The following is a 20,112-nucleotide window of genomic DNA, read 5'->3' on the forward strand; positions in this document are numbered from 1 at the left end:
CCGGCTCGTTTCCCGGCCCCCGCCGCTCCTGCCCTGTTGGAGCGGCGGGGGCCGAGCCGTTGTCAGGGGCCATTCGGTGCGGCCTCCGGAACCGACCTAGCCTGGCGGTATGGGATCTAGACCGTGGATGACCCTGACCGCCTCCGTGCTCGACTCCCGGGACGCCCAGGAGCTGGCGGGCTTCTACCAGCGCCTCCTCGGCTGGCCCCGCGGTGCGGACGAGGCGGACTGGGTGACCCTGCGGCCGCCCGGCGGCGGGACCGGGCTCTCCTTCCAGACCGAGCCCGCGTACGTGGCGCCGACCTGGCCGACGCGCGGCGGGCGGCAGCAGATGATGGCGCACCTGGACATCGAGGTCGCGGACCTGCGCGCGGCCGGGGCCAAGGCGCTGGCCGAGGGTGCGGTGCTGGCCGAGTTCCAGCCGCAGGAGGACGTGCGGGTGTTCCTCGACCCCGCCGGGCACCCGTTCTGCCTGTGGGTCCGGAACTGACGCCTACGGGCAGTTGACCCACTCGTCGGTGCCGTCGGCGAAGCGCTGGTGCTTCCAGATCGGCAGCCGCGCCTTGACCTCGTCGACCAGCCGCGCGCACACCGCGAACGCTTCCGCCCGGTGGTCCGCCGAGACCGCGCAGGCCAGTGCGACGTCCCCGATGGCCAGTGGACCGATCCGGTGGCTCACCGCGATGGCGCGGACCCCGGGAATCGCCGCGATGTCCGCGGCCACCTCCGCGATGACGTCTTTCGCGCCGGGGTGCCCCTCGTAGGTCAGCCCGTGGACCGAGCGGCCGCGGTCGTGGTCCCGGACGACGCCCGCGAACGTGACGACCGCGCCCGCGGCCGCGTTCTCCACCAGTTCCGCGTGCTCCTCGACCGAGATCGGGGACTCGCTGACGTCCGCGCGGGCGACGAGCGCCCCGGCGGGCGTCGGGGTCCTGGGGTGGTCGCCGCCGCGGAGCTGGTCGACGGCGTGGGACAGGACCGCGTCGAGCACGCCCAGCCCGTCCCGCACCCCGCCGGTCGACCCCGGCAGGTTCACGACCAGGGTGCGGCCCGCGACCCCCGCGACCCCACGGGACAGCACCGCGGTCGGGACCTTGGGCAGCCCGGCGGCGCGGATGGCGTCGGCCAGGCCGGGGACCTCGTGGTCGATGACCGCCCGGGTGGCCTCGGGGGTGCGGTCGGTCGGGCTGATACCGGTGCCGCCGGTCGTGATGACGACGTCGACGCCCACCGCCGCGCGCAGGGCGCGTTCGACCGGCTCGCCGTCGGGGACGACGGCGGCGTCCGGGGTCTCGTAGCCGCGGTCGCGCAGCCAGGCGACGATCACGGGGCCGGTCTTGTCCTCGTAGACACCGCTCGCCGCGCGGTTGGACGCGGTGACGACGCGGGCGTGGCGGGTCATGCCTGCTCCCTGGTCCAGGTCCCGGACTTGCCGCCGTCCTTGCGCTCCAGGCGGATGGCGTCGAGCACCGCGGCCGGGTCGACGGCCTTGACCATGTCGTGCAGGGTCAGACCGGACACCGCCACGGCGGTCAGCGCCTCCATCTCCACGCCGGTGCGGCCGGTGGTGCGGACCGTCGCGGTGATCCGGACCTCGTCCTCGACCAGGACGAGGTCGATCTTGGCGCCGGAGAGCGGCAGCGGGTGGCACAGCGGGATCAGCTCGGGCGTGCGCTTGGCGCCCATGATCCCGGCGATGCGCGCGGTGGCCAGCGCGTCGCCCTTGGGCAGGCCGTCGCGGCGGAGCAGGTCGACGACCGCTCTCGTGGTGCGCAGCACGCCGCTGGCGACCGCGATCCGGTCGGTGATGTCCTTGGCGGTGACGTCGACCATCCGCGCCGCGCCCGTGTCGTCCACATGGCTCAACTCGCCCACCCCACCGATGCTAGTGGGCGGGAGGGTGGGACACGGGCACAGCGGGGGCGGGTCGAGCGGGTCAGCCCGCCGTGGCGGCCTTGCGCACGGCTTCGGCGACGGCCGGGGCGACCGCGGCGTCGAACACGCTCGGCACGATGAACGACGGGTTGAGCCGGTCGCCGTCGACGATGTCGGCGAGCGCGTCGGCCGCGGCGAGCAGCATGGCGTCGGTGATGCCGTGCGCCTGGGCGTCGAGCAGGCCGCGGAAGACGCCGGGGAAGGCCAGCACGTTGTTGATCTGGTTCGGGTAGTCCGAGCGGCCGGTGGCGACCACGGCGGCGTGCTTCTGCGCCTCCAGCGGGTCGATCTCCGGGTCGGGGTTGGCCAGCGCGAACACCACGGCGCCCTCGGCCATGGTGGCGACCTGGTCGGCGCCGAAGAGGTTGGGCGCGGAGACGCCGATGAACACGTCCGCCCCGACCAGGGCGTCGTGCAGGCGGCCTGAGACGTCGGCCCGGTTGGTGTTGGCCGCGACCCACGCCATGTTGGCGTCCATGTTCTCGCGGCCGCGGTGCACGATCCCGTCGATGTCGACGGCGATGATGTCGGCCGGTCCGCGCTGGGACAGCAGCCGGATGATGGCCGACCCGGCCGCGCCGACCCCGCAGACCACGATGCGGACGGCTGACATGTCCTTGCCGACCACGCGCAGCGCGTTGCGCAGGGCCGCGACCACGCAGATCGCGGTGCCGTGCTGGTCGTCGTGGAAGACGGGGATGTTCAGCTTGTCGCGCAGCCGCGCCTCGATCTCGAAGCAGCGGGGGGCGGCGATGTCCTCGAGGTTGATGCCGCCGTAGACCGGCGCGATCAGCTCGACGGCCCGGATGATCTCCTCGGTGTCCTGGGTGTCCAGGCACACCGGCCAGGCGTCGACCCCGGCGAACTTCTTGAACAGCGCGGCCTTGCCCTCCATCACCGGCAACGCGGCGGCCGGGCCGAGGTTGCCCAGCCCGAGCACGGCGGACCCGTCGGTGACCACGGCGACGGTGTTGCGCTTGATGGTGAGGCGGCGCGCGTCGTCCGGGTTCTCGGCGATGGCCTGGCAGATCCGGGCGACACCCGGGGTGTACGCCCGGGAGAGGTCGTCGCGGTTGCGGAGCGCGACCTTGGCGGTGACCTCGATCTTGCCGCCGAGGTGCATGAGGAAGGTCCGGTCGGACACCTTCCGCACCGCGACCCCGGGCAGCGACTCCAGCGCCTCGGTGATGTCGCGCGCGTGGTTGGCGGACATCGCGTTGCAGGTGATGTCGACGACCACCCGGTCGCTGTGCGACTCGACGACGTCGAACGCCGTGATCACACCGCCGACCCGGCCCACCGCGCTGGTCAGGTCCCCGGCCGCGCTCGCCGACGGCGGCGCCTCGACCCGGACGGTGATCGAGTAACCGGGACCGGGAACGGGCATGCGACTCTCCGGGGTGGGTTGCAATTCACAGATTTACCCGGAAAGCCTAGCCCCGTGGCGCACAGCCCTTGAGCCGGGTGCGCACGGGTGCCTGGCCGGTCGAGACGCGGGACGGCCGAACGACCTCAGCGGTTGATCTTGGTCTCCGGGTGCACGTACGGGATCGTCTCCAGCGGGAACGTGATGTCGCCGAACGGGGACAGCGCGCCCTGGCGGTCGGAGGTGAGCTCGGTGACCGGGTGGGAGCCCTTGTCGTCGTCGCCCGCCCAGGTCGGGTCGATGCGGTCGGTCTTGGCGGTCTTGCCCACGGCTCCTCCTCGGCTCACGCACACCCGCGCGTGCCTCATGAGGCTATCGGACCGGGCGGCCGTATACCGTGGTCAGGGTGTCCGGCACCACGCTCACCGACTGGCTGCGCACCCAGGATGACGCCTACCTGGCGGCGGTGCTGCGGGCGCGCCCCGACCTGGCCACCCCCCGTCCGGCCGACACCTCGGTGCTGGCCACCCGGGCGGCGTCGCGGGCCTCGGTGGCGCGGGCCGCCGAGGGGCTCGACACGTTCACCCTTGTGGTGCTCGACGCGCTCTTGGCACTCGGTGCCGACCGTGCGCCGGTTAGCGCCATCGGGCTCGATGTCGGTGTCGAGGTCAGCTCCATGCGGCTGGCGGAGGCGGTGGACCGGCTCCGGTCGCTGGCCGTCGCCTGGGGGCCCGACAACGCGGTGTCGCTGGTGCCCGCTGCGCGGGAGGCGGGCGGTCTTGTCCCCACCGGGCTCGGTAGGCCGTCGGCGGCCCTGGACGGTGTGGACATCGCAGCTGCGCTGTTGGCGCTACCCGAGGACGAACGCGGCATCTTGACGCGTCTGTCGACCAACGGCCCTATAGGCAACACCCGGGATGCGGCGACCGTACCGACCCTCGATGAGGCCAAGACCCCCATCCAGCGCCTCTTGGCCCGGGGGCTCCTCACGCGCGTGGACGCCAACACCGTCGAACTCCCCCAGCAGGTCGGTCTGGTGCTGAAGGGCGCGCGGGCGCCTGTCCTCGAAGAGCCCGCGCTGCGCACCAAGGCCAACAAGGCCGTCGACTCCACCGGGGCGGGCGCGACGCTGGAGATCATCCGGCACACCGAGACCCTGCTGCGCATGTGGTCCGACGACCCGCCCCCGGTGCTCAAGTCCGGCGGTCTTGGCGTGCGCGACCTGCGCAAGCTCACCAAGGTCATGGACATCGGCGAGCGCGAGGCGATCGTCCTGGTGGAGGTGGCCGTCGGCGCGTCCCTGGTGGCCGACAACGAGTCCGCCAACCCCGAGTACGTCCCCACCCACCACAGCGACGTGTGGCTGACCGCCTCCCCCGCCAACCGGTGGGCGGCCCTCGCCTCGGCGTGGCTCGACCTGCCCCGGCTCCCGGGCATCGGCGGCCACCGCGACGCGAAGGAGCGGCTGCTCGCCCCGTTGTCGGAGGACCTTCGCCGCCCGGTGGCGCCGCTGGAGCGCGCCCGGGTCCTGCGGGTGCTCGCGGACCTGAAACCCGGCACCGGCGTCACCGACCCCGACGACCTGGCCGCCCTGCTGGCCTGGCGCGCCCCCCGGCGCGGCGGGCGGCTGCGCGACGAGGTCGTGCGCTGGACCCTGACCGAGGCGACGGCGTTGGGCATCGTCGCCCTGGGCGCGTTGACCGGCCCGGGCCGCGCCCTGCTGGAGGAGGGCGCGGCGGCCGCGGCCAAGCGGATGGCGGAGGCGCTGCCGGAGCCGATCGACCACGTGCTGGTGCAGGCGGACCTGACGGTCGTCGCCCCCGGCCCGCTGGAGCCGCACCTGGCGGCACTGGTCAACGAGGTCGCGGACGTGGAGTCGGCGGGCAGCGCGACGGTCTACCGGGTCAGCGAGTCCACGGTCCGCCGCGCGCTGGACGCGGGCCGCACCGCCGGGGACCTGCACGACCTGTTCCGCACCAAGTCGAAGACCCCGGTCCCGCAGTCCCTGACCTACATGATCGACGACGTGGCCCGCCGCCACGGCAGGCTGCGCGGCGGCGCCGCCACGTCCTTCCTGCGCTGCGACGACCCGGCCCTGATCGCCGAGGTGGCGGCCTCCGCCGCGGCGGCCCCCCTGCGACTGCGCAAAATCGCGCCAACGGTCCTGGTCAGCCCCCTGCCGCTGCTGGAAATCCTGGACGAGCTGCGGGCCTTGGGGTTCGCGCCCGCGGCGGAGGACAACGAGGGCCAGGTCGTCGACCTGCGCCCCACCGGCCGACGGATCCAGGCCCCGGTCCGCGCGGTGCGCAAGGTGGCCAGCCGCCAACCGGACGACGAACAGGTCTCGGACATGGTCCTGGCCATGCGGGCGGGCGACCGCGCGGCGGACAGCAAGCGGGGCCGATCGGTCACCGCGTCGGCGGGCGCGGGCGCGAACACGGCACAAACCATGGCCCTGCTCCAAGAAGCCGCTCGCGCAGGACAAGCGGTCTGGGTCGGCGTGGTCGACGCCCACGGCGTGGCCAGCCAACGAGTCCTGGAACCCCAGCGCATCGGCGGCGGCGTACTGGAAGGCCGCGACCCGTCAACCGACGAGATCCGGCGGGTACCACTGCACCGCATCACCACAGCGGCCTTGGTCGAGTCCTAACCCTCACACCCCAGCTCGCCCCAGGCACCCCTTGCGACAACTCACCCTTTGGTCGCAGCCACGGCCAGCTCCCTTTTCGGCCTGGCGGCTCCAACCACCTCGCCAAGCCACCCTCGCCCACCTGCCGCAGCCTCCTCACAACTTCCCCAGCCCCGCCAACCGAACCCACCTACCCACTCAAGCGGCACTCCCCCACCCACCACAGCGCCCCCGCAACTTCCCCCACCCCGCCAAGCCGAACCCGCCGGCCCTCGACGTCTGCCAGCCTGACCCACCACTGAACCCACCGCGCCCGTCTGAACTGCTCGATGGGTGTGGATTGTCTTTGTGTGGGGGGACGAGCCTGCCAAGCTCTCCCGCAGGTGGGGTGGCTTGCCCATCCCACCGCTCTTCCCCACCGCAGGCTCGTAGGGGCCCCGCGCAAAGACAATTCACCCCATCGAGCAACGCTCGAAAACTCGCGCTAGGACCACGAGAGAACCCAACCACGCTGGGTCAAAACGTCCACGCGATCACAAGAACGCGACCACGCTAGGTCAGAACCTCCACACGATCACAAGAACCCAACCACGCCGGGACGAAACACCCCGCGCCCAAGCCCCCACCCCACCAGCCAAAACAGACACAGCCAGCAAGATCAACCCACGCCTCCGGCCCCCGGTAACCATCCTACCGACGCACACCGACACCCAGCGCCAAAGACGATCAAGCCTGTGGACAACCCCCGAAAAAGCGAAAAGCCCCCGAAACCGGGGGCTCCTCACAGCAACCAGAAATCTCAGACCGCCCGCGACATCCGCTGGTGCATCGCGTGCTCCACCAACGTGATCAGCGTTTCCTTCGTCGAGTCCCGGTCCCGCGCGTCCGTGGTCACGATCGGCACCGTCGGCTCCACCGTCAGCGCCTCGCGGACGTCGTCGATCCGGTGGTGCAGAACCCGGTCGAAGCAGTTCAGCGCGATCACGTAAGGCAGCCCGCGGTCCTCGAAGAAGTCGATGGACGCGAAGGCGTCGGCGAGGCGGCGGGTGTCGACCAGCACGATGGCGCCGATCGCGCCGCGCACCAGGTCGTCCCACATGAACCAGAAGCGGTGCTGCCCCGGGGTGCCGAACAGGTACAGGATCAGGTCGGAGTCCAGCGACACGCGGCCGAAGTCCATCGCGACCGTGGTGGTGACCTTGTTCGGCGTCGACGACAGGTCGTCGACGTCGACGCTGGCCTCGGTCATGACGGCCTCGGTGGTCAGCGGGACGATCTCCGAGACGGACCCGACCAGGGTCGTCTTGCCCACGCCGAACCCGCCCGCGACCACGATCTTGGCCGAGGTGGTCGGCTGTGGGTTAGCGCCGCGCGCGCTGAGAGGACTAGAGCTTGCGGAGCCCACTGAGCACCCTTTCCATGAATTCGATCGACGGCCGGTCACCGACGACCATGCCGCTCTGGTGGATCGAGACCAGGCCCATACCGGCCATGTCACCGATCAGTACCCGCGCCACCCCGAGTGGCAGCCGGAGGTGGGCGGCGACCTCGGCGACGGAGCGGGTGTCCAGGCACAGACCGCAGATCGACCGGTGCTCCGGCCGGACGGCGGCGTCGGGGTGCTTGCCCCGGTCGCTGGTGGACACCAGCGCCTCGATCGCCAGATCGTAGTCGGACCGGGTGCGGCCCCCGGTCTTGGTGTACGGGCGGACCAGGGAGCCGGTCTCGTGCGGGGCGAGCTCGGCCGGGTCCGGGATCTCGAGCTCCAGCTCGGGTTCCGGCTCGGCCGGGACGGCGGGGATCTCCTTGCTGTCCCAGTCCGACTGCGCGGGGATGCCGGGGTCGCCGTAGAGCGTGGCGCTCGGCCCACCGAACAGGCGGGCGCGGAACCCGTCGATGTCGAACCGGTTCGGCGGCTCGCCGAGTCCCGGTTCGGACATCTCGTCCCAACCTCGCTCCGACATGTCGGCCAGCCTCCGATCAGGCTCGTCCTGCTGTTCGCCGGGGTGTTCGAACTCCGCGTCGCCGAAAGCCGCTTCCGGTTCGAACAGGTCCCGGTAGGAGAAGTCGTCCTCGGCGCGTCGGCTGGTGGGTCTGCGGCCCGTGCTCATCTCGTCTCACCCCGGTCGTTTCGCCCGCTGCTACCTGCGTTGCGCGCCTTGGAGCTGCGCGCGCAGCTCCGGCGTCATCTGCTGGCCGACCCGCTCGACGAGCAGGGTCATCTCGTAGGCGATCAGGCCGATGTCGCAGTTCGGCGCGGCGAGCACGGCCAGGCACGAACCGTCGGAGATCGACATGAGGAACAGGTAGCCCCGGTCCATCTCGACCACGGTCTGGTTGACGCCACCTGCCTCGAAGCACCTCGCCGCCCCGGCGGTCAGGCTGACCAGACCGGAGGCGACCGCGGACAGCTGTTCGGCGCGGTCTCGGGGCAAGCCCTGTGACCCCGCGAGCAGCAGCCCGTCGGCGGACACCACCACGGCGTGCGCCACGCCGGGCACCTGGCGGACAAAGTCGGTGATGAGCCACCCGAAGCTACCGGGCTGCTGTACGGACGCGGTCGTCACTCCTGCTCCTCGTCTTGGCGGCTCTCGTCTGAACCGGTCTGGTCACCAGCGTAGGCGTCGATGAGGGCATGCCGGCCACGCCGGACCCCCTGCTGGAAGCTGGACATGCGGCCGCGGACGGCGTCCGCCGAACGTGGAGGCAGCGGGGGCACCGCGGGCTGTTCCGCGGTGGTCTCCTCCCGGGGGGCGGCGGAGCCCGGAACCAGGTGCGCCTTGGGGACGCGCTTGGGCAGGCCCGCCGTGGTGATGGTTTCCGCCGAGGTGTCGAGCAGGGCCCGGGCCCGCTGCCAACCGTCGTCGCCCGGCGAGCGCCAGGCGTCGGCCTTGGCGGTCACCGGCTCGGGCTCCGGTTCCGGTTCCGGCTGCGGTTCGGGGGCCTCGTCCCCGTCCGCGTCCTCGACCGGGGCGGCTACCGGCTCGGTGACCTGGGTCTCCTCGCCGGTGTGCGCGGGTTCGGGCTCGGTGTCCTCGTCGTCCAGCGTGTGGCCGTTGGTGACCGGCGGGGTGGACCCGGTGTCACCGGCCTCGAACCACTGGGAGAGCACGGCCTCGTAGATCGGCAGCCGCTCGGTCGGGGCGTCGACGCCCCGGTCGGGTCGCGGCTGCTCGTCGCGCGGGGTCACCGGGTTGTAGGTGCCCGCGTCGTCGTGGTCGGCGTCCGGCGCGGTCTCGGGCAGCGGGAGCCCGAACAGCGAGCCGGTGATCTGGTCGTCGACCAGGTGCCCGTTGAGCCGGGCGCTGATCTCCTCCGGGGACGCGGGCGGACCCCAGCCGCCGGTGTCCTCGGGGTTGCCGTTGGCGCCGAAGGCGGTCGGGTCGAAGGCCGGGTAGCCCGCGACCTGCTCGGCCGGGCGGTCGACCTGGGACTCCGCGAGCAGGCCCGCGCCCTCGGTGCGCGACCGCGGCGTGCCGCCGCTGAACGCGCCCGCGATGCCGCTGGCCTTGACCGCGGTGTCGCCCAGGCTCGGGGTCTGCGCCACGATGCTGGTCGGCTGGGCCGACCCGGAGGTCTGCACCAGGTTGGACGGGACGGTGATCCGGGCGATCAGACCGCCCTCGATGTCCTCGTTGTCGCGCAGCCGGACCTTGACCTCGTGCCGCTTGGCCAGCCGGGCGACCACGTACAGACCCATTCGCCTGGTCACCGAGACGTCGAGGTCGGGCGGGTCGGCCAGGCGCGCGTTGGCGGCCTCGATCTCGTCGTCGCTCATGCCGACGCCGGAGTCGGTGATCTGGATGGCCAGTTCCTTCTTGCGGGTCACGGCCATCCGCACGTAGACCTTCTTCTCCGGCTCGGAGAACGAGGTCGCGTTGTCCAGCAGCTCCGCGATCAGGTGGACCAGGTCGGAGACCGCGCGGCCCTGCACCGCCACCTCGGGGGCGGAGAGCACCTCGATGCGGGCGTACTGCTCGACCTCGGAGACCGCCGCGCCGACGACCTCGGCGGCGGGCACCGGCCGGGACAGCTGGCGGCTCAGGCCGGAGCCGGAGAGCACCAGCAGCGACTCGGAGTTGCGCCGCATGCGGGTCGCCAGGTGGTCGAGCTCGAAGAGGCTGGCCAGCTGGTCGGGGTCCTGCTCGTCCTGCTCCAGCCGGTCGATCAGCGACAGCTGGCGCTCGACCAGGGTCTGCGACCGGCGGGACAGGTTGACGAAGATCGAGTTGATGTTGTCGCGGAGCAGCGCCTGCTCGGTCGCCATCCGGACCGCCTGGTCGTGCACCGCGTCGAAGGAGCGGGCCAGCTGGCCGGTCTCCTCCCTGGTGAACACCGGCACCGGCTCCACGGCGTTCTTCGCCGCCTCCACCGGGTCGGGGTCGGCGAGGATCCGGCCGACCGTCTCCGGCAGCCGCCGGTTCGCCACGTCCAGCACGTCGCGGCGCAGCACGCGCAGCGGCACCAGCAGCGAGCGGGCGACGATGAAGGTGACGACCAGGGCGGCGAGGATCGCGAAGAACACGATCAGCGAGTCGCGCCAGGCGCTGGTCTTGGCGTCGTCGGCGGACTGCGCGGCCAGGTTGCGCAGCTTGGCCAGCAGCGTGACCTCGACCTTCTTCAGCGAGGCCGCGGTGGCGGTGGCGTCGGAGGAGAGCCGGGTGACCGGCACGTCCACGGTGGTGCCCTTGTCGGCGTGCACGAACGCGGTCTGCTTGAGCCGCTCGCGGTCGTCGACCTCGGCACCGGAGAAGGTGTCGGAGAAGAACTGGGCCTCGCTGTTGTCCGCGTTGGCGCGGAAGGTCGCGATGGAGGCGTTGTAGCTGGCCTCCGCGGCGCGGGCCTGGTTGAGCAGACCGGCCGGGAAGGCACCGCGCGCGGCGGCGATCATCAGGATGGCGTTCTGGCGGCCGAGGAACTCCTTGGCCTCCACGATCGCCAGCGAGGCGGCGGCCAGCCGGGAGATCTCGGGCTGGGCCAGCGACGCGGTGAACTCGGAGCCCGCGGCCAGCACGTTCTCCAGCAGCGCGGTGTAGGACTGGTAGACCGCGACGTCGGGGTACTGGCTGTTCTGCGCGGCGTCGCGGATGGCCTCGACCGCGCCGAGCCTGCTGCTCAGCGAGGTGAGCAGGTCGCCGTTGGTGGTCGAGGTCTTGGAGACGGTCTGGCTGAGCTTGGTCAGCGACGCGTTGGTCCGCTGGATCTGGCCCTGCACGTTGCCGGAGTCGCCCTTGCGGCCGCCCGCGACGTACAAGACCATCAGGTTGCGCTCGGTCTGCATCTCGTGCACCAGCGCGATGACGTCCAGGGTCGCGGTGACGCTGGCGGCGGCCTGCTCGAAGGTGTCGGCTCGCTTGAGGTCCTCGGTCGCGCGCAGCACACCCAGCGCGACCGCGGTGATGACGGGCACCATGAGGACGGCGACCAGCTTCGTGCGCAGGCGCCAGTTGCGGAGCTTCCAGCGCGAGCCGCCCTCCACGGTCTTGCGACCGGTGGGGCGGGCGTTCGCGATGACCGCCTCGCTGTCTACGTCTGCCACGGCGGCACCACCGTCTTTCCCTGGGCCTGAGACCACCCCAGTGGTGTGATCGGGCACTGCCAGCACACTCCCTGCATCCGAGCCAGTAGCCCGTCGCTCAGCAGGCCTGCTCCAACGGACAACTACCCCAGTGGAGGTACCGACCCTCGCGGGCCACTCGGGGCAGTAGCGGCCGCCGCAAGATGTCGGACCGGGACGGCCCAACGTTACTCGCGAGCACGACGACCGCTCCCCTCGCCACCACTAAGAGGTGAGTGCCTGCACTGTGGGCACAGAAGGTAGCGAACTCACGGTCACGATGTAACCCTTCCAGGGCATCATCACAGCCAGTGTCCGTTAGTTAGGCCCGACAACATTTTCTCGGCGTGATGTAGTGGTGGATTTCTCCATGCCTACCTTCGCCCATATGGATGACCAATCACTATCAGCCTAGACGCCCCACTACGGAACGTAACCCCTGGTCAGGGGCACGGCAAGGTTCGCCCGGTTGGGTCAACGGCGTTACCCGATTCAGTGAGAGAGTTCACCGCATGGCATCTTGCGCACACTCATTGTGACACGCACCCGACTGTCTCTAGAGTGCGTCCGGCGTGTGCCGCAGGGCTACAGCTAGCACCTCGACAAAACCCACCTCCTACGAGGAGAGTCAGCTAATGCTTCGAAGCGTTGCCACCAGACGGATCGCCCGGCTCCGTCTGCCGATCGCCCTGCTCACCGCGTCCCTGCTCGCCTCGCTGAGCGGATGCGGGCTGCTCGGCGGCGACGACGCGGGCTCCACCGGCACGCAGAACACCGGTGGCGCTGTGGAGAAGTCGAAGATCCGGGTCGGCGTCCTTCCGGTCGTCGATGTCGCACCGTTCTACTACGCCCTGGAGCAGGGCTACTTCGCCAAGGAGGGGCTCGAGGTCGAGCCCGTCGTGGTCGCCAGCGGCAAGGCGTCGATCGACGGCGCCACCGGCGGCGACATCGACATCGCGTTCGCCTCGTACCCGGCGCCGCTGCTCGCGCAGAGCACCAAGACCGTTGATTTCAAGATCGTCGCGGACGCGCTCACCGCGAAGCAGGGCCACATCGTCGTGGTCGCGCTGCCGGACTCGCCGCTGAAGAAGGCGACCGACGCGCCCGGCAAGAAGATCGCCATCACCCAGCGCAACACCATGACCGACCTCGCGCCGATGTCGATCCTCAAGACCGAGGGCGTGGACTACTCGCAGGTGCAGTTCGTGCCGATGAGCTTCCCCGACATGATCCCGGCGATGCAGAACCACACCGTCGACGGCGCCGTGGTCGTCGAGCCGTGGGTGACCACCGCGATGAAGAAGGTCGGCGCCGTGCCGGTCTTCGACGGCGCGTCCGGCCCCACCGCCGAGATGCCGATGTCGGGCTACGTCGCGGTGAGCAAGTTCACCAACGCCAACCCGAAGACCATCGCCGCCTTCCAGCGCGCGCTGACCAAGGCGCAGTCCGAGGCCACCGACCGGTCGAAGATCGAGCCCATGTTCGTCAAGTACGCCAAGGTCGACCAGGAGACCGCGAAGCTGGTCACCGTGGCCACCTACTCGACCTCGCTGGAGGCCAACCGCATCCAGCGCGTGGCGAACCTGATGCAGGAGTTCGACGTGATCAAGGGCAAGCTCGACGTGTCCGCCATGATCCTGAGCCCGGCCACCAACAAGTAGGTCTGGAGGCGGGCTCCCGGGGCCGCCCCGGGAGCCGTACAAGACTGTGAGCGCAGCTCCTCGACGAGCCGCGGTGAGCCTGATCGGTCTGGCCTGCTTCTTCGCCGTGTGGGAAGTCGCCAGCCGGACCGATCTGGTTCCGGGCTACTACCTGCGTCCACCGAGCGCCGTGCTGCCCAGGGTGGTCACCCTGCTCGGTGAGACCGGATTCCAACGGGCGCTGGTGGCCACCGTCCTGGCCACCCTGATCGCCCTCGGCATCGCGATCGCGGTCGCGGTGCCCGCCGGGCTGGTGCTCGGCAGCGTGCCGCCGGTGCGGCACGCGGTCATGACCCTGGTCGAGTTCCTCCGGCCGATCCCGTCGGTGGCGCTGATCCCGCTGGCCGTGGTGACCATCGGCACCGGCCCGGACACCAAGATCGTGCTGGCGGTGTTCGGCGCGCTGTGGCCGATCCTGTTCAACACCATGTACGCCCTCGACGAGATCGATCCGCTGCACACCGAGACCGCGCGGGCCTTCGGGACCGGCGGGTTCGGGGTGCTGCGGCGGGTGGCGCTGCCCAGCGCGGCGCCCTTCGTGTTCACCGGCGTGCGGCTCTCGTTCGCCATCGCGCTGGCGGTGGTGGTCAGCACGGAGCTGTTCTCCGGCGGCACCGTCGGCATCGGGCAGTTCGTGCTGGAGGCCAGCGCGGGCGGGCTCAACATGGACGACGTGCTCGCGGGCACGGTCATCGCGGGCCTGGTCGGCCTCGGTGCCAACTTCGGTCTGGAGTGGCTGCACCGCAGGCTGTTCGCCTGGAGCCTGCCGCGGGGTGGTGAGCGGTGAACCGCCTGCTGCGCTTCGCCCACCGGTGGATCGTCTTCGCCGTCGCGGTCGTGGTCTGGGAACTGCTGACCCGGGCCGCGGCGCACCCGTACTTCTCGCCGCCGTCGACCATCGCCGAGGCCGCGGTGCGGCTGTGGTCCTCCGACAGCCTCACCGAGGACATCGTCCCCGGGATCGGCAGGTTGCTGCTGGGCTGGGCGGTCGCGGCGGTGATCGGGGTCGTGCTGGGTGTCCTGCTCGGCCGGTCGAACACCGCCCGGCTGGCGCTGGGTCCGGTGTTCAACTTCCTGCGCTCGATCCCGCCGCCGCTGCTGGTGCCGTTCTTCGCCGCCACCGTGGGGATCACCCGGATGCAGCTGCCGGTGATCATCTTCGGCGCGGTGTGGCCGGTGCTGCTCAACACGGTCGACGGCGCGCGCGGGGTGGACTCGACCAAGGTGGACACCGCCCGGGTGTTCAAGCTGTCGCGGGCGCAGTGGCTCCTCGGGGTCGTGCTGCCGTCCGCGCTGCCCAAGGTGTTCGCGGGTCTGCGGCTGAGCCTGTCGATGTCGCTGATCCTGATGGTCATCTCCGAGCTGGTCGGCTCGCTCAACGGCATCGGCTACCAGCTCGCACTGGCCAAGGACAACTACGACGCACCCGGCATGTGGGCCTGGATCGTGCTGCTCGGCGTGCTGGGCTACCTGTTCAACTCCCTGCTCCTGCTGCTGGAGCGGCGTGCGCTGGCGTGGCAGCCGCGGCACTCGCTCGAGGCGCGGGCACTGGCCACCGGAGGCTAGCGATGAAGATGTTGGAGGTGCGCGGCCTCGGCCACACCTACCGCGGCAAGGACGGCACGCACACCGCGATCGACGGGCTCGAGTTCACCGTGGACCCGGGCGAGCTGGTGTGCGTAGTGGGACCGTCGGGCTGCGGTAAGTCGACGCTGCTGCGCACCATCTCGGGGCTCATCAAGCCCACCCGCGGGTCGGTGAGCCTGCACGGCAACCCGGTCGACGGGGTGCCGTCGGACCTGTCCGTGGTGTTCCAGGACTACAGCCGCTCGTTGTTCCCGTGGTTGTCGGTGACCAAGAACGTGGAGTTCCCGCTGCGGAAGCTGACGCGCAGAAACCGCACTACGCGTGCGGCGGAGGCGTTGGCGGCGGTGGGTCTCGACGGGGCGGGTCGCAAGTACCCGTGGCAGCTCTCGGGCGGTATGCAGCAGCGGGTGGCGATTGCGCGCGCGCTGGCCTACCGGCCGTCGCTGCTGCTGATGGACGAGCCGTTCGCGTCGGTGGACGCGCAGACCAGGTTCGAGTTGGAGGACCTGCTGCTGCGTGTGCGCCGTGAGCAGGACACGACGGTGCTGCTGGTCACCCACGACATCGACGAGAGCGTGTACCTGGGTGACCGGGTGCTCGTGCTGTCGAAGTCGCCCGCGACCGTAGTGGCGGACTTGGACGTCCCGTTGGGACAGCACCGGGACCAGATCACCACGCGGTCCAGCGACGCCTTCGTGGACCTGCGGGCCAGGGTGGCCGGTCTGCTGACGAGCGCACCCGCCCGCGTCCGATAAGGACGGAAATGTCCGATTGACACGTAGAGGAACGATCGAGGGGCCCACCGGAATCCGGTGGGCCCCTCGATCGTCAGATCACGCCTTGGCGTGGAAGCACATCGTCAAGGGGGGCTCGGAGAAGTTCTGCTCGGCCACCGCGTCGTCTTCGGGGAGGGTGGCGGCACAGGTGCCCGCCGCGCTCTTGCCCTGCACGACCTCGACGACCTCGGCCTCGTGGGCCGCGGTGCAGGCGACCTTGTGCGGCTTGGTCTTCAGGTCCGTCAAGCAGTCGCCCTTGGCGGCGTTGTAGTAGACGCAGACCTTGTAGCCGCTGCTGCCGGACTTGTAGAACTCGTCGTAGTCACCCTCGGGACACTTGGCACCGCTGCCATCGAGCTTCTTGCCGACCTTGTAGGAGGCATCCGGACTGCCGCAGTCGATCTTGTCGAGATCGACGTTGTTGGACGAGTCCATGCTCTTGAGCTGGATGCAGTCCCCGGCCTCCGCGGTGTCCACGTCGTCCATCGCGCGGTAGGCGGCGAAGCCGATACCCGCGAGGGCGACCACGATGGCGACGATGATGCGGACCAGCTTGCCGCCGCCGCGTTTGGCGGGCGGCGGGGGGACAGCGCCGGGGGCGGGCGGGAAACCCTGCGGCGGGGTGCCACCGGCCTGCGGCTGGTACGGCGGCGGCACCGGGGCGCCCTGCGGCGGGGGAAGGGGAGCGCCCTGCGGGCCACCCTGGGGCGCGTTGAACTGACCCGGCTGCTGCGGGTTGGACATGCTGACACCTCTTGCTGGTTCTTACCGGAAGTAGTGCGACACCGGCCCCCAGTGCGAACCTCGAGCGGTGTGGCGGACGCACAGTAGCGGTTCACTCGAACGGCGGACCAGCGTTTTGACCAGATAGTTCCCATCACGGTGTGTGAGAACTATGACCGAACCGGACTAGCGTCCGGCGATCGGAGTCGAGACGCACACCGCCGTCGGTGGCTCCGGGTAGCCGAGCCCGTTGCCCTCGGGGCAGACGGCGGAGGCATCGGAGGTGCCCTCGACAACCTTGACGATGCGGATGGCCAGGGCGTCCTCGCACCGACCGACCCGGAACGCCTGGTTCGGGTCGTCGGGCACGTAGCAGTTGCCCGCGACGAAGTTGGGCACCAGGCAGAGCAGCTCGTCGGGGCGGGGGATCTCCCGGTAGGCACCCTCGGGGCAGCCCGGGGTGTTCGCGGGCTTGCGGGTGGCGACCTGGAAGGTGGCGTTGTCGTCGTCGCAGTCGACGAACTCGACCTTGGCCGCGTCGCCCACCCCGGTGACCGACGCGCAGGCCTCGGAGGAGGAGCCGTTGAAGACGTACCGGAACAGCACGAACGAGCCCGCCACGATGAGCACCGCCGTCAGCGCGACGGCCCACAACGGCATCAGACCGCGCTTCTTGGGCTCCTCGGTGTCCACCGCCTGCACAGGGTCTTCGGCCTTACCGGTGGCCTCTACCGGCTCGGCGTCCACTACGGGAGTGGCCTCGGGTTCGTCTGGCTGGCTCATGCGCTACCCCGGGTCGACGGCTGGCGTGTGGGCCCGTGGACGGTAGCGGGCCGGTAGGCGCCGATGGCCGTCGGTTACCGAACTGTGCCCGCGCACGCCTCTTACCGAATTTGCGACAATTGCGAGTCAAGCCGAGCGCAGGAGCGAGGGACAAGTGACCGACGGCCCGCTGATCGTGCAGTCCGACAAGACCCTGTTGCTGGAGGTCGACCACCCCAGCTCGGCCGCCGCGCGCACCGCCATCGCGCCGTTCGCCGAGCTGGAGCGGGCCCCCGAGCACGTGCACACCTACCGGGTGACCCCGCTGGCGCTGTGGAACGCGCGGGCCGCCGGGCACGACGCCGAGCAGGTCGTGGACGCCCTGTCGACCTACTCGCGCTACCCGGTGCCGCAGCCGCTGCTGATCGACATCGTGGACACCATGGGCCGGTTCGGGCGGCTCACGCTGCAGAACCACCCGGCGCACGGCCTGGTGATGACCTCCATCGACCGCGCGGTGCTGGAGGAGGTGCTGCGGCACAAGAAGATCACCCCGATGCTGGGCGCGCGGATCGACGCCGACACCGTGGTGGTGCACCCGAGCGAGCGCGGGCGGCTCAAGCAGGTGCTGCTCAAGGTGGGCTGGCCCGCGGAGGACCTGGCGGGCTACGTCGACGGCGAGGCGCACCCGATCACCCTGGTCGAGGACGGCTGGCAGCTGCGCGACTACCAGCGGCTGGCCGCCGAGTCGTTCTGGGCGGGCGGCTCGGGGGTGGTCGTGCTGCCCTGCGGGGCGGGCAAGACCCTGGTCGGCGCGGCCGCGATGGCGCACGCGCAGGCCACGACGCTGATCCTGGTCACCAACACCGTGGCGGGCAGGCAGTGGAAGCGGGAGCTGATCGCCAGGACGTCGCTGACGGAGGAGGAGATCGGCGAGTACTCCGGTGAGCGCAAGGAGGTCCGCCCGGTCACCATCGCGACCTACCAGGTGATCACCCGCAAGTCCAAGGGCGAGTACCGGCACCTGGAGCTGTTCGACTCCCGCGACTGGGGCCTGGTGGTCTACGACGAGGTGCACCTGCTGCCCGCCCCGGTGTTCCGGATGACGGCCGACCTGCAGTCCCGCCGCAGGCTTGGCCTCACCGCGACCCTGGTGCGCGAGGACGGCCGGGAGGGCGACGTGTTCTCCCTGATCGGGCCGAAGCGCTACGACGTGCCGTGGCGCGACATCGAGCAGCAGGGCTGGATCGCGCCCGCGGAGTGCACCGAGGTGCGGGTGACGCTCACCGAGAACGAGCGGCTCCAGTACGCGACCGCCGAGGCGGACGTGCGCTACAAGCTGTGCTCCACCGCGCACACCAAGATCCCGGTGGTGCGGTCCATCCTCGACCGGCACCCGGACGAGCCCGCGCTGGTCATCGGCGCGTACCTGGACCAGTTGGAGGAGTTGGGCGCCGAGCTGGACGCGCCGGTCGTGCAGGGGTCGACGAAGAACAAGGAGCGCGAGGAGCTGTTCGACGCGTTCCGCCGGGGCGAGCTGCGCACGCTGGTGGTCTCGAAGGTCGCGAACTTCTCGATCGACCTGCCCGAGGCGTCGGTGGCGGTGCAGGTGTCGGGCACGTTCGGGTCGCGGCAGGAGGAGGCCCAGCGGCTCGGGCGGCTGCTGCGGCCGAAGGCGGACGGTCGGCAGGCGCATTTCTACTCGGTGGTCGCCCGCGACACACTGGACACGGAATACGCCGCGCACCGTCAGCGGTTTTTGGCCGAACAGGGGTACGCGTACCGCATCTGCGACGCCGATGACCTTTTGGGGCCACAAATCCCGGGTTGAGGTTTGATTCGGTCGCGGCGGGGGAAGGTACGCCGTCATGACACTACCGCTGCCGATTCCGGAACAGAAGTCGACTCAGGACGCGATGGCCCGCGTGCGTCAGGCGATCATCGAGGCGCGCAGAGCCGCTTACGAGTTCGAGCACTACCACTCAGAGGACATGTTCATACACCGTGCTGAACCGATAATCAGCGCACTGAACAGCTAGTACAGCGCCTCACCGGCCACCAGGGACACTCCAGTCCCTGGTGCCACTAAAATGCGCCTTGCTCACGTTTTAAAATCGACGAACAAGGGCGGAAACCCGCCCGAGTCGGGACAGCCAAAGATCCCGGGTGTCGTCGTCCGCTTCGCGCAAGGTGTCCGGCGCGGGCGCTTCGCGCAGAACGGGAATCCATCCGTCGATAGCGCGCAAAGGGCGCGAAACGGCATCGGAGGTCAACAGGGACAAAGTCGCCAAACCGCAGGCGTAATCCAATTCCGGCAGGGCGGCGGCCAATGCCACGCCCGCGGCCAAACCGACGCTGGTCTCCAGCGCCGACGACACCACGCACGGCAGCCCGCAGGCCTCCGCCACCGCCAGCGCCCGGCGCACCCCGCCCAGCGGCGCGACCTTCAGCACGGCGATGTCGGCGGCCCCGGCGACCGCGACCCGCATCGGGTCCTCGGCCCGCCGGATCGACTCGTCGGCGGCGATGGGCACGTCGACCCGCCTGCGCACGGCGGCGAGTTCCTCGATCGTGCGGCAGGGCTGCTCGACGTACTCCAGACCGTTCGCCGCCTTGTCGAGGTCGCGGATGGCCCGCACCGCGGTGTCGACGTCCCACGCGCCGTTCGCGTCGACCCGCACCTTGCCGCCGGGCCCGAGCGCGTCCCGCACGGCGGCCACCCGGTCGACGTCGTCGGCCAGGTCGGCCCCGGGATCGGCGACCTTGACCTTGGCCGTGGCGCACCCGGAGGCGGCCGCGATCTCCCCGGCGCGCCGCGGGTCGACGACGGGGATGGTGGCGTTCACCGGCACCCGGTCGCGCACCGGCTCGGGCCACCCGTGCTCAGCGGCCTCCCGCGCACTGGCCAACCACGGCACGGCCTCGGCATCGGAGTAGTCGTGGAACGGGCAGAACTCACCCCACCCGGCGTCCCCCCGGAGCAGCAGTCCCTCGCGGACGGTGATACCCCGGAACCGGGTGCGCATGGGGATCGCGTAGACCCGCGACTGCTCGGCGAACACACCGAGCATCGTGGC

19 protein-coding genes are annotated in these 20,112 nt (G+C 70.7%); 8 read left to right on the forward strand and 11 right to left on the reverse strand.

Annotated elements, in window-relative coordinates:
* The first annotated feature begins 127 nt into the window (after positions 1-127).
* On the forward strand, positions 128-490 hold the full coding sequence (locus CLV40_RS05465) for a VOC family protein (protein WP_181043339.1): 363 nt from the start codon (positions 128-130) through the stop codon (positions 488-490).
* A 3-nt stretch (positions 491-493) separates the two neighbouring features.
* Here the strand turns inward: CLV40_RS05465 and CLV40_RS05470 are convergent, their stop codons facing one another.
* The 4 genes from CLV40_RS05470 to CLV40_RS05485 all read right to left on the reverse strand — a co-directional run bounded on the left by CLV40_RS05470 (position 494) and on the right by CLV40_RS05485 (position 3,630).
* Positions 494-1,402: a molybdenum cofactor biosynthesis protein MoaE gene (locus tag CLV40_RS05470; protein ID WP_104477542.1), complete on the reverse strand. Its 909-nt coding sequence runs from the start codon at positions 1,400-1,402 to the stop codon at positions 494-496.
* Positions 1,399-1,875: a cyclic pyranopterin monophosphate synthase MoaC gene (gene moaC, locus CLV40_RS05475; protein ID WP_181043340.1), complete on the reverse strand. Its 477-nt coding sequence runs from the start codon at positions 1,873-1,875 to the stop codon at positions 1,399-1,401. Before moaC ends, CLV40_RS05470 begins: the two co-directional genes overlap by 4 nt.
* A 61-nt stretch (positions 1,876-1,936) precedes the next feature.
* Positions 1,937-3,322, reverse strand: coding sequence for an NAD-dependent malic enzyme (locus CLV40_RS05480; RefSeq protein WP_104477546.1), 1,386 nt, complete (start codon positions 3,320-3,322; stop codon positions 1,937-1,939).
* Positions 3,323-3,447: 125 nt separating this feature from the next.
* Positions 3,448-3,630, reverse strand: a complete 183-nt coding sequence (locus CLV40_RS05485; protein ID WP_104477548.1) for a hypothetical protein — start codon at positions 3,628-3,630, stop codon at positions 3,448-3,450.
* Between the two features lie 77 nt (positions 3,631-3,707).
* Here CLV40_RS05485 and CLV40_RS05490 point away from each other — a divergent pair, with 77 nt between their 5' ends.
* Positions 3,708-5,951: a helicase-associated domain-containing protein gene (locus CLV40_RS05490; RefSeq protein WP_104477550.1), complete on the forward strand. Its 2,244-nt coding sequence runs from the start codon at positions 3,708-3,710 to the stop codon at positions 5,949-5,951.
* 778 nt (positions 5,952-6,729) lie between these two features.
* Here CLV40_RS05490 and CLV40_RS05495 read toward each other — a convergent pair.
* The 4 genes from CLV40_RS05495 to CLV40_RS05510 are packed head-to-tail and all read right to left on the reverse strand — an operon-like array spanning position 6,730 to position 11,469.
* The gene (locus CLV40_RS05495; RefSeq protein WP_104477552.1) at positions 6,730-7,335 is read right to left on the reverse strand and encodes a GTP-binding protein; all 606 of its coding nucleotides are present in this window, start codon (positions 7,333-7,335) and stop codon (positions 6,730-6,732) included.
* Complete coding sequence (locus CLV40_RS05500; RefSeq protein WP_104477554.1) at positions 7,316-8,041, reverse strand: DUF742 domain-containing protein; 726 nt, start codon at positions 8,039-8,041, stop codon at positions 7,316-7,318. The genes CLV40_RS05495 and CLV40_RS05500 overlap by 20 nt, the downstream gene beginning before the upstream one ends.
* Before the next feature lie 30 nt (positions 8,042-8,071).
* Positions 8,072-8,497 (reverse strand): roadblock/LC7 domain-containing protein, encoded by a 426-nt coding sequence (locus CLV40_RS05505; protein WP_104477556.1) that lies wholly within the window; start codon positions 8,495-8,497, stop codon positions 8,072-8,074.
* Positions 8,494-11,469, reverse strand: a complete 2,976-nt coding sequence (locus CLV40_RS05510; protein ID WP_104477558.1) for a sensor histidine kinase — start codon at positions 11,467-11,469, stop codon at positions 8,494-8,496. The genes CLV40_RS05505 and CLV40_RS05510 overlap by 4 nt, the downstream gene beginning before the upstream one ends.
* A gap of 653 nt (positions 11,470-12,122) precedes the next feature.
* Between CLV40_RS05510 and CLV40_RS05515 the strand changes: the two genes are divergently transcribed.
* From CLV40_RS05515 to CLV40_RS05530, 4 genes are all read left to right on the forward strand, one after another.
* On the forward strand, positions 12,123-13,148 hold the full coding sequence (locus tag CLV40_RS05515; RefSeq protein ID WP_104477560.1) for an ABC transporter substrate-binding protein: 1,026 nt from the start codon (positions 12,123-12,125) through the stop codon (positions 13,146-13,148).
* 79 nt (positions 13,149-13,227) lie between these two features.
* The gene (locus tag CLV40_RS05520) at positions 13,228-13,974 is read left to right on the forward strand and encodes an ABC transporter permease (protein ID WP_181043349.1); all 747 of its coding nucleotides are present in this window, start codon (positions 13,228-13,230) and stop codon (positions 13,972-13,974) included.
* Complete coding sequence (locus tag CLV40_RS05525; protein ID WP_104477562.1) at positions 13,971-14,753, forward strand: ABC transporter permease; 783 nt, start codon at positions 13,971-13,973, stop codon at positions 14,751-14,753. The genes CLV40_RS05520 and CLV40_RS05525 overlap by 4 nt, the downstream gene beginning before the upstream one ends.
* Positions 14,754-14,761: 8 nt before the next feature.
* Positions 14,762-15,529, forward strand: a complete 768-nt coding sequence (locus CLV40_RS05530) for an ABC transporter ATP-binding protein (protein ID WP_104477836.1) — start codon at positions 14,762-14,764, stop codon at positions 15,527-15,529.
* A gap of 78 nt (positions 15,530-15,607) precedes the next feature.
* On the opposite strand, the gene CLV40_RS05535 is transcribed toward CLV40_RS05530, so the two are convergent.
* Both CLV40_RS05535 and CLV40_RS05540 read right to left on the reverse strand, forming a co-directional pair.
* A complete protein-coding gene (locus CLV40_RS05535) occupies positions 15,608-16,294 on the reverse strand; it encodes an LppU/SCO3897 family protein (protein WP_104477564.1) in 687 nt (228 codons plus the stop codon).
* 165 nt (positions 16,295-16,459) lie between these two features.
* Positions 16,460-17,056, reverse strand: a complete 597-nt coding sequence (locus tag CLV40_RS05540) for an LppU/SCO3897 family protein (protein ID WP_146107938.1) — start codon at positions 17,054-17,056, stop codon at positions 16,460-16,462.
* A 154-nt stretch (positions 17,057-17,210) separates the two neighbouring features.
* On the opposite strand from CLV40_RS05540, the gene CLV40_RS05545 reads away from it, so the two are divergent.
* A complete protein-coding gene (locus CLV40_RS05545) occupies positions 17,211-18,866 on the forward strand; it encodes a DNA repair helicase XPB (protein ID WP_104477568.1) in 1,656 nt (551 codons plus the stop codon).
* Positions 18,867-18,903: 37 nt separating this feature from the next.
* The gene (locus tag CLV40_RS37795; protein WP_181043341.1) at positions 18,904-19,074 is read left to right on the forward strand and encodes a hypothetical protein; all 171 of its coding nucleotides are present in this window, start codon (positions 18,904-18,906) and stop codon (positions 19,072-19,074) included.
* 69 nt (positions 19,075-19,143) lie between these two features.
* Here the strand turns inward: CLV40_RS37795 and CLV40_RS05550 are convergent, their stop codons facing one another.
* On the reverse strand, positions 19,144-20,097 hold the full coding sequence (locus CLV40_RS05550) for an o-succinylbenzoate synthase (RefSeq protein WP_425428223.1): 954 nt from the start codon (positions 20,095-20,097) through the stop codon (positions 19,144-19,146).
* Positions 20,098-20,112: the final 15 nt, after the last annotated feature.

The sequence above is a fragment of the Actinokineospora auranticolor genome (genome assembly GCF_002934265.1).
Classification (GTDB): domain Bacteria; phylum Actinomycetota; class Actinomycetes; order Mycobacteriales; family Pseudonocardiaceae; genus Actinokineospora; species Actinokineospora auranticolor.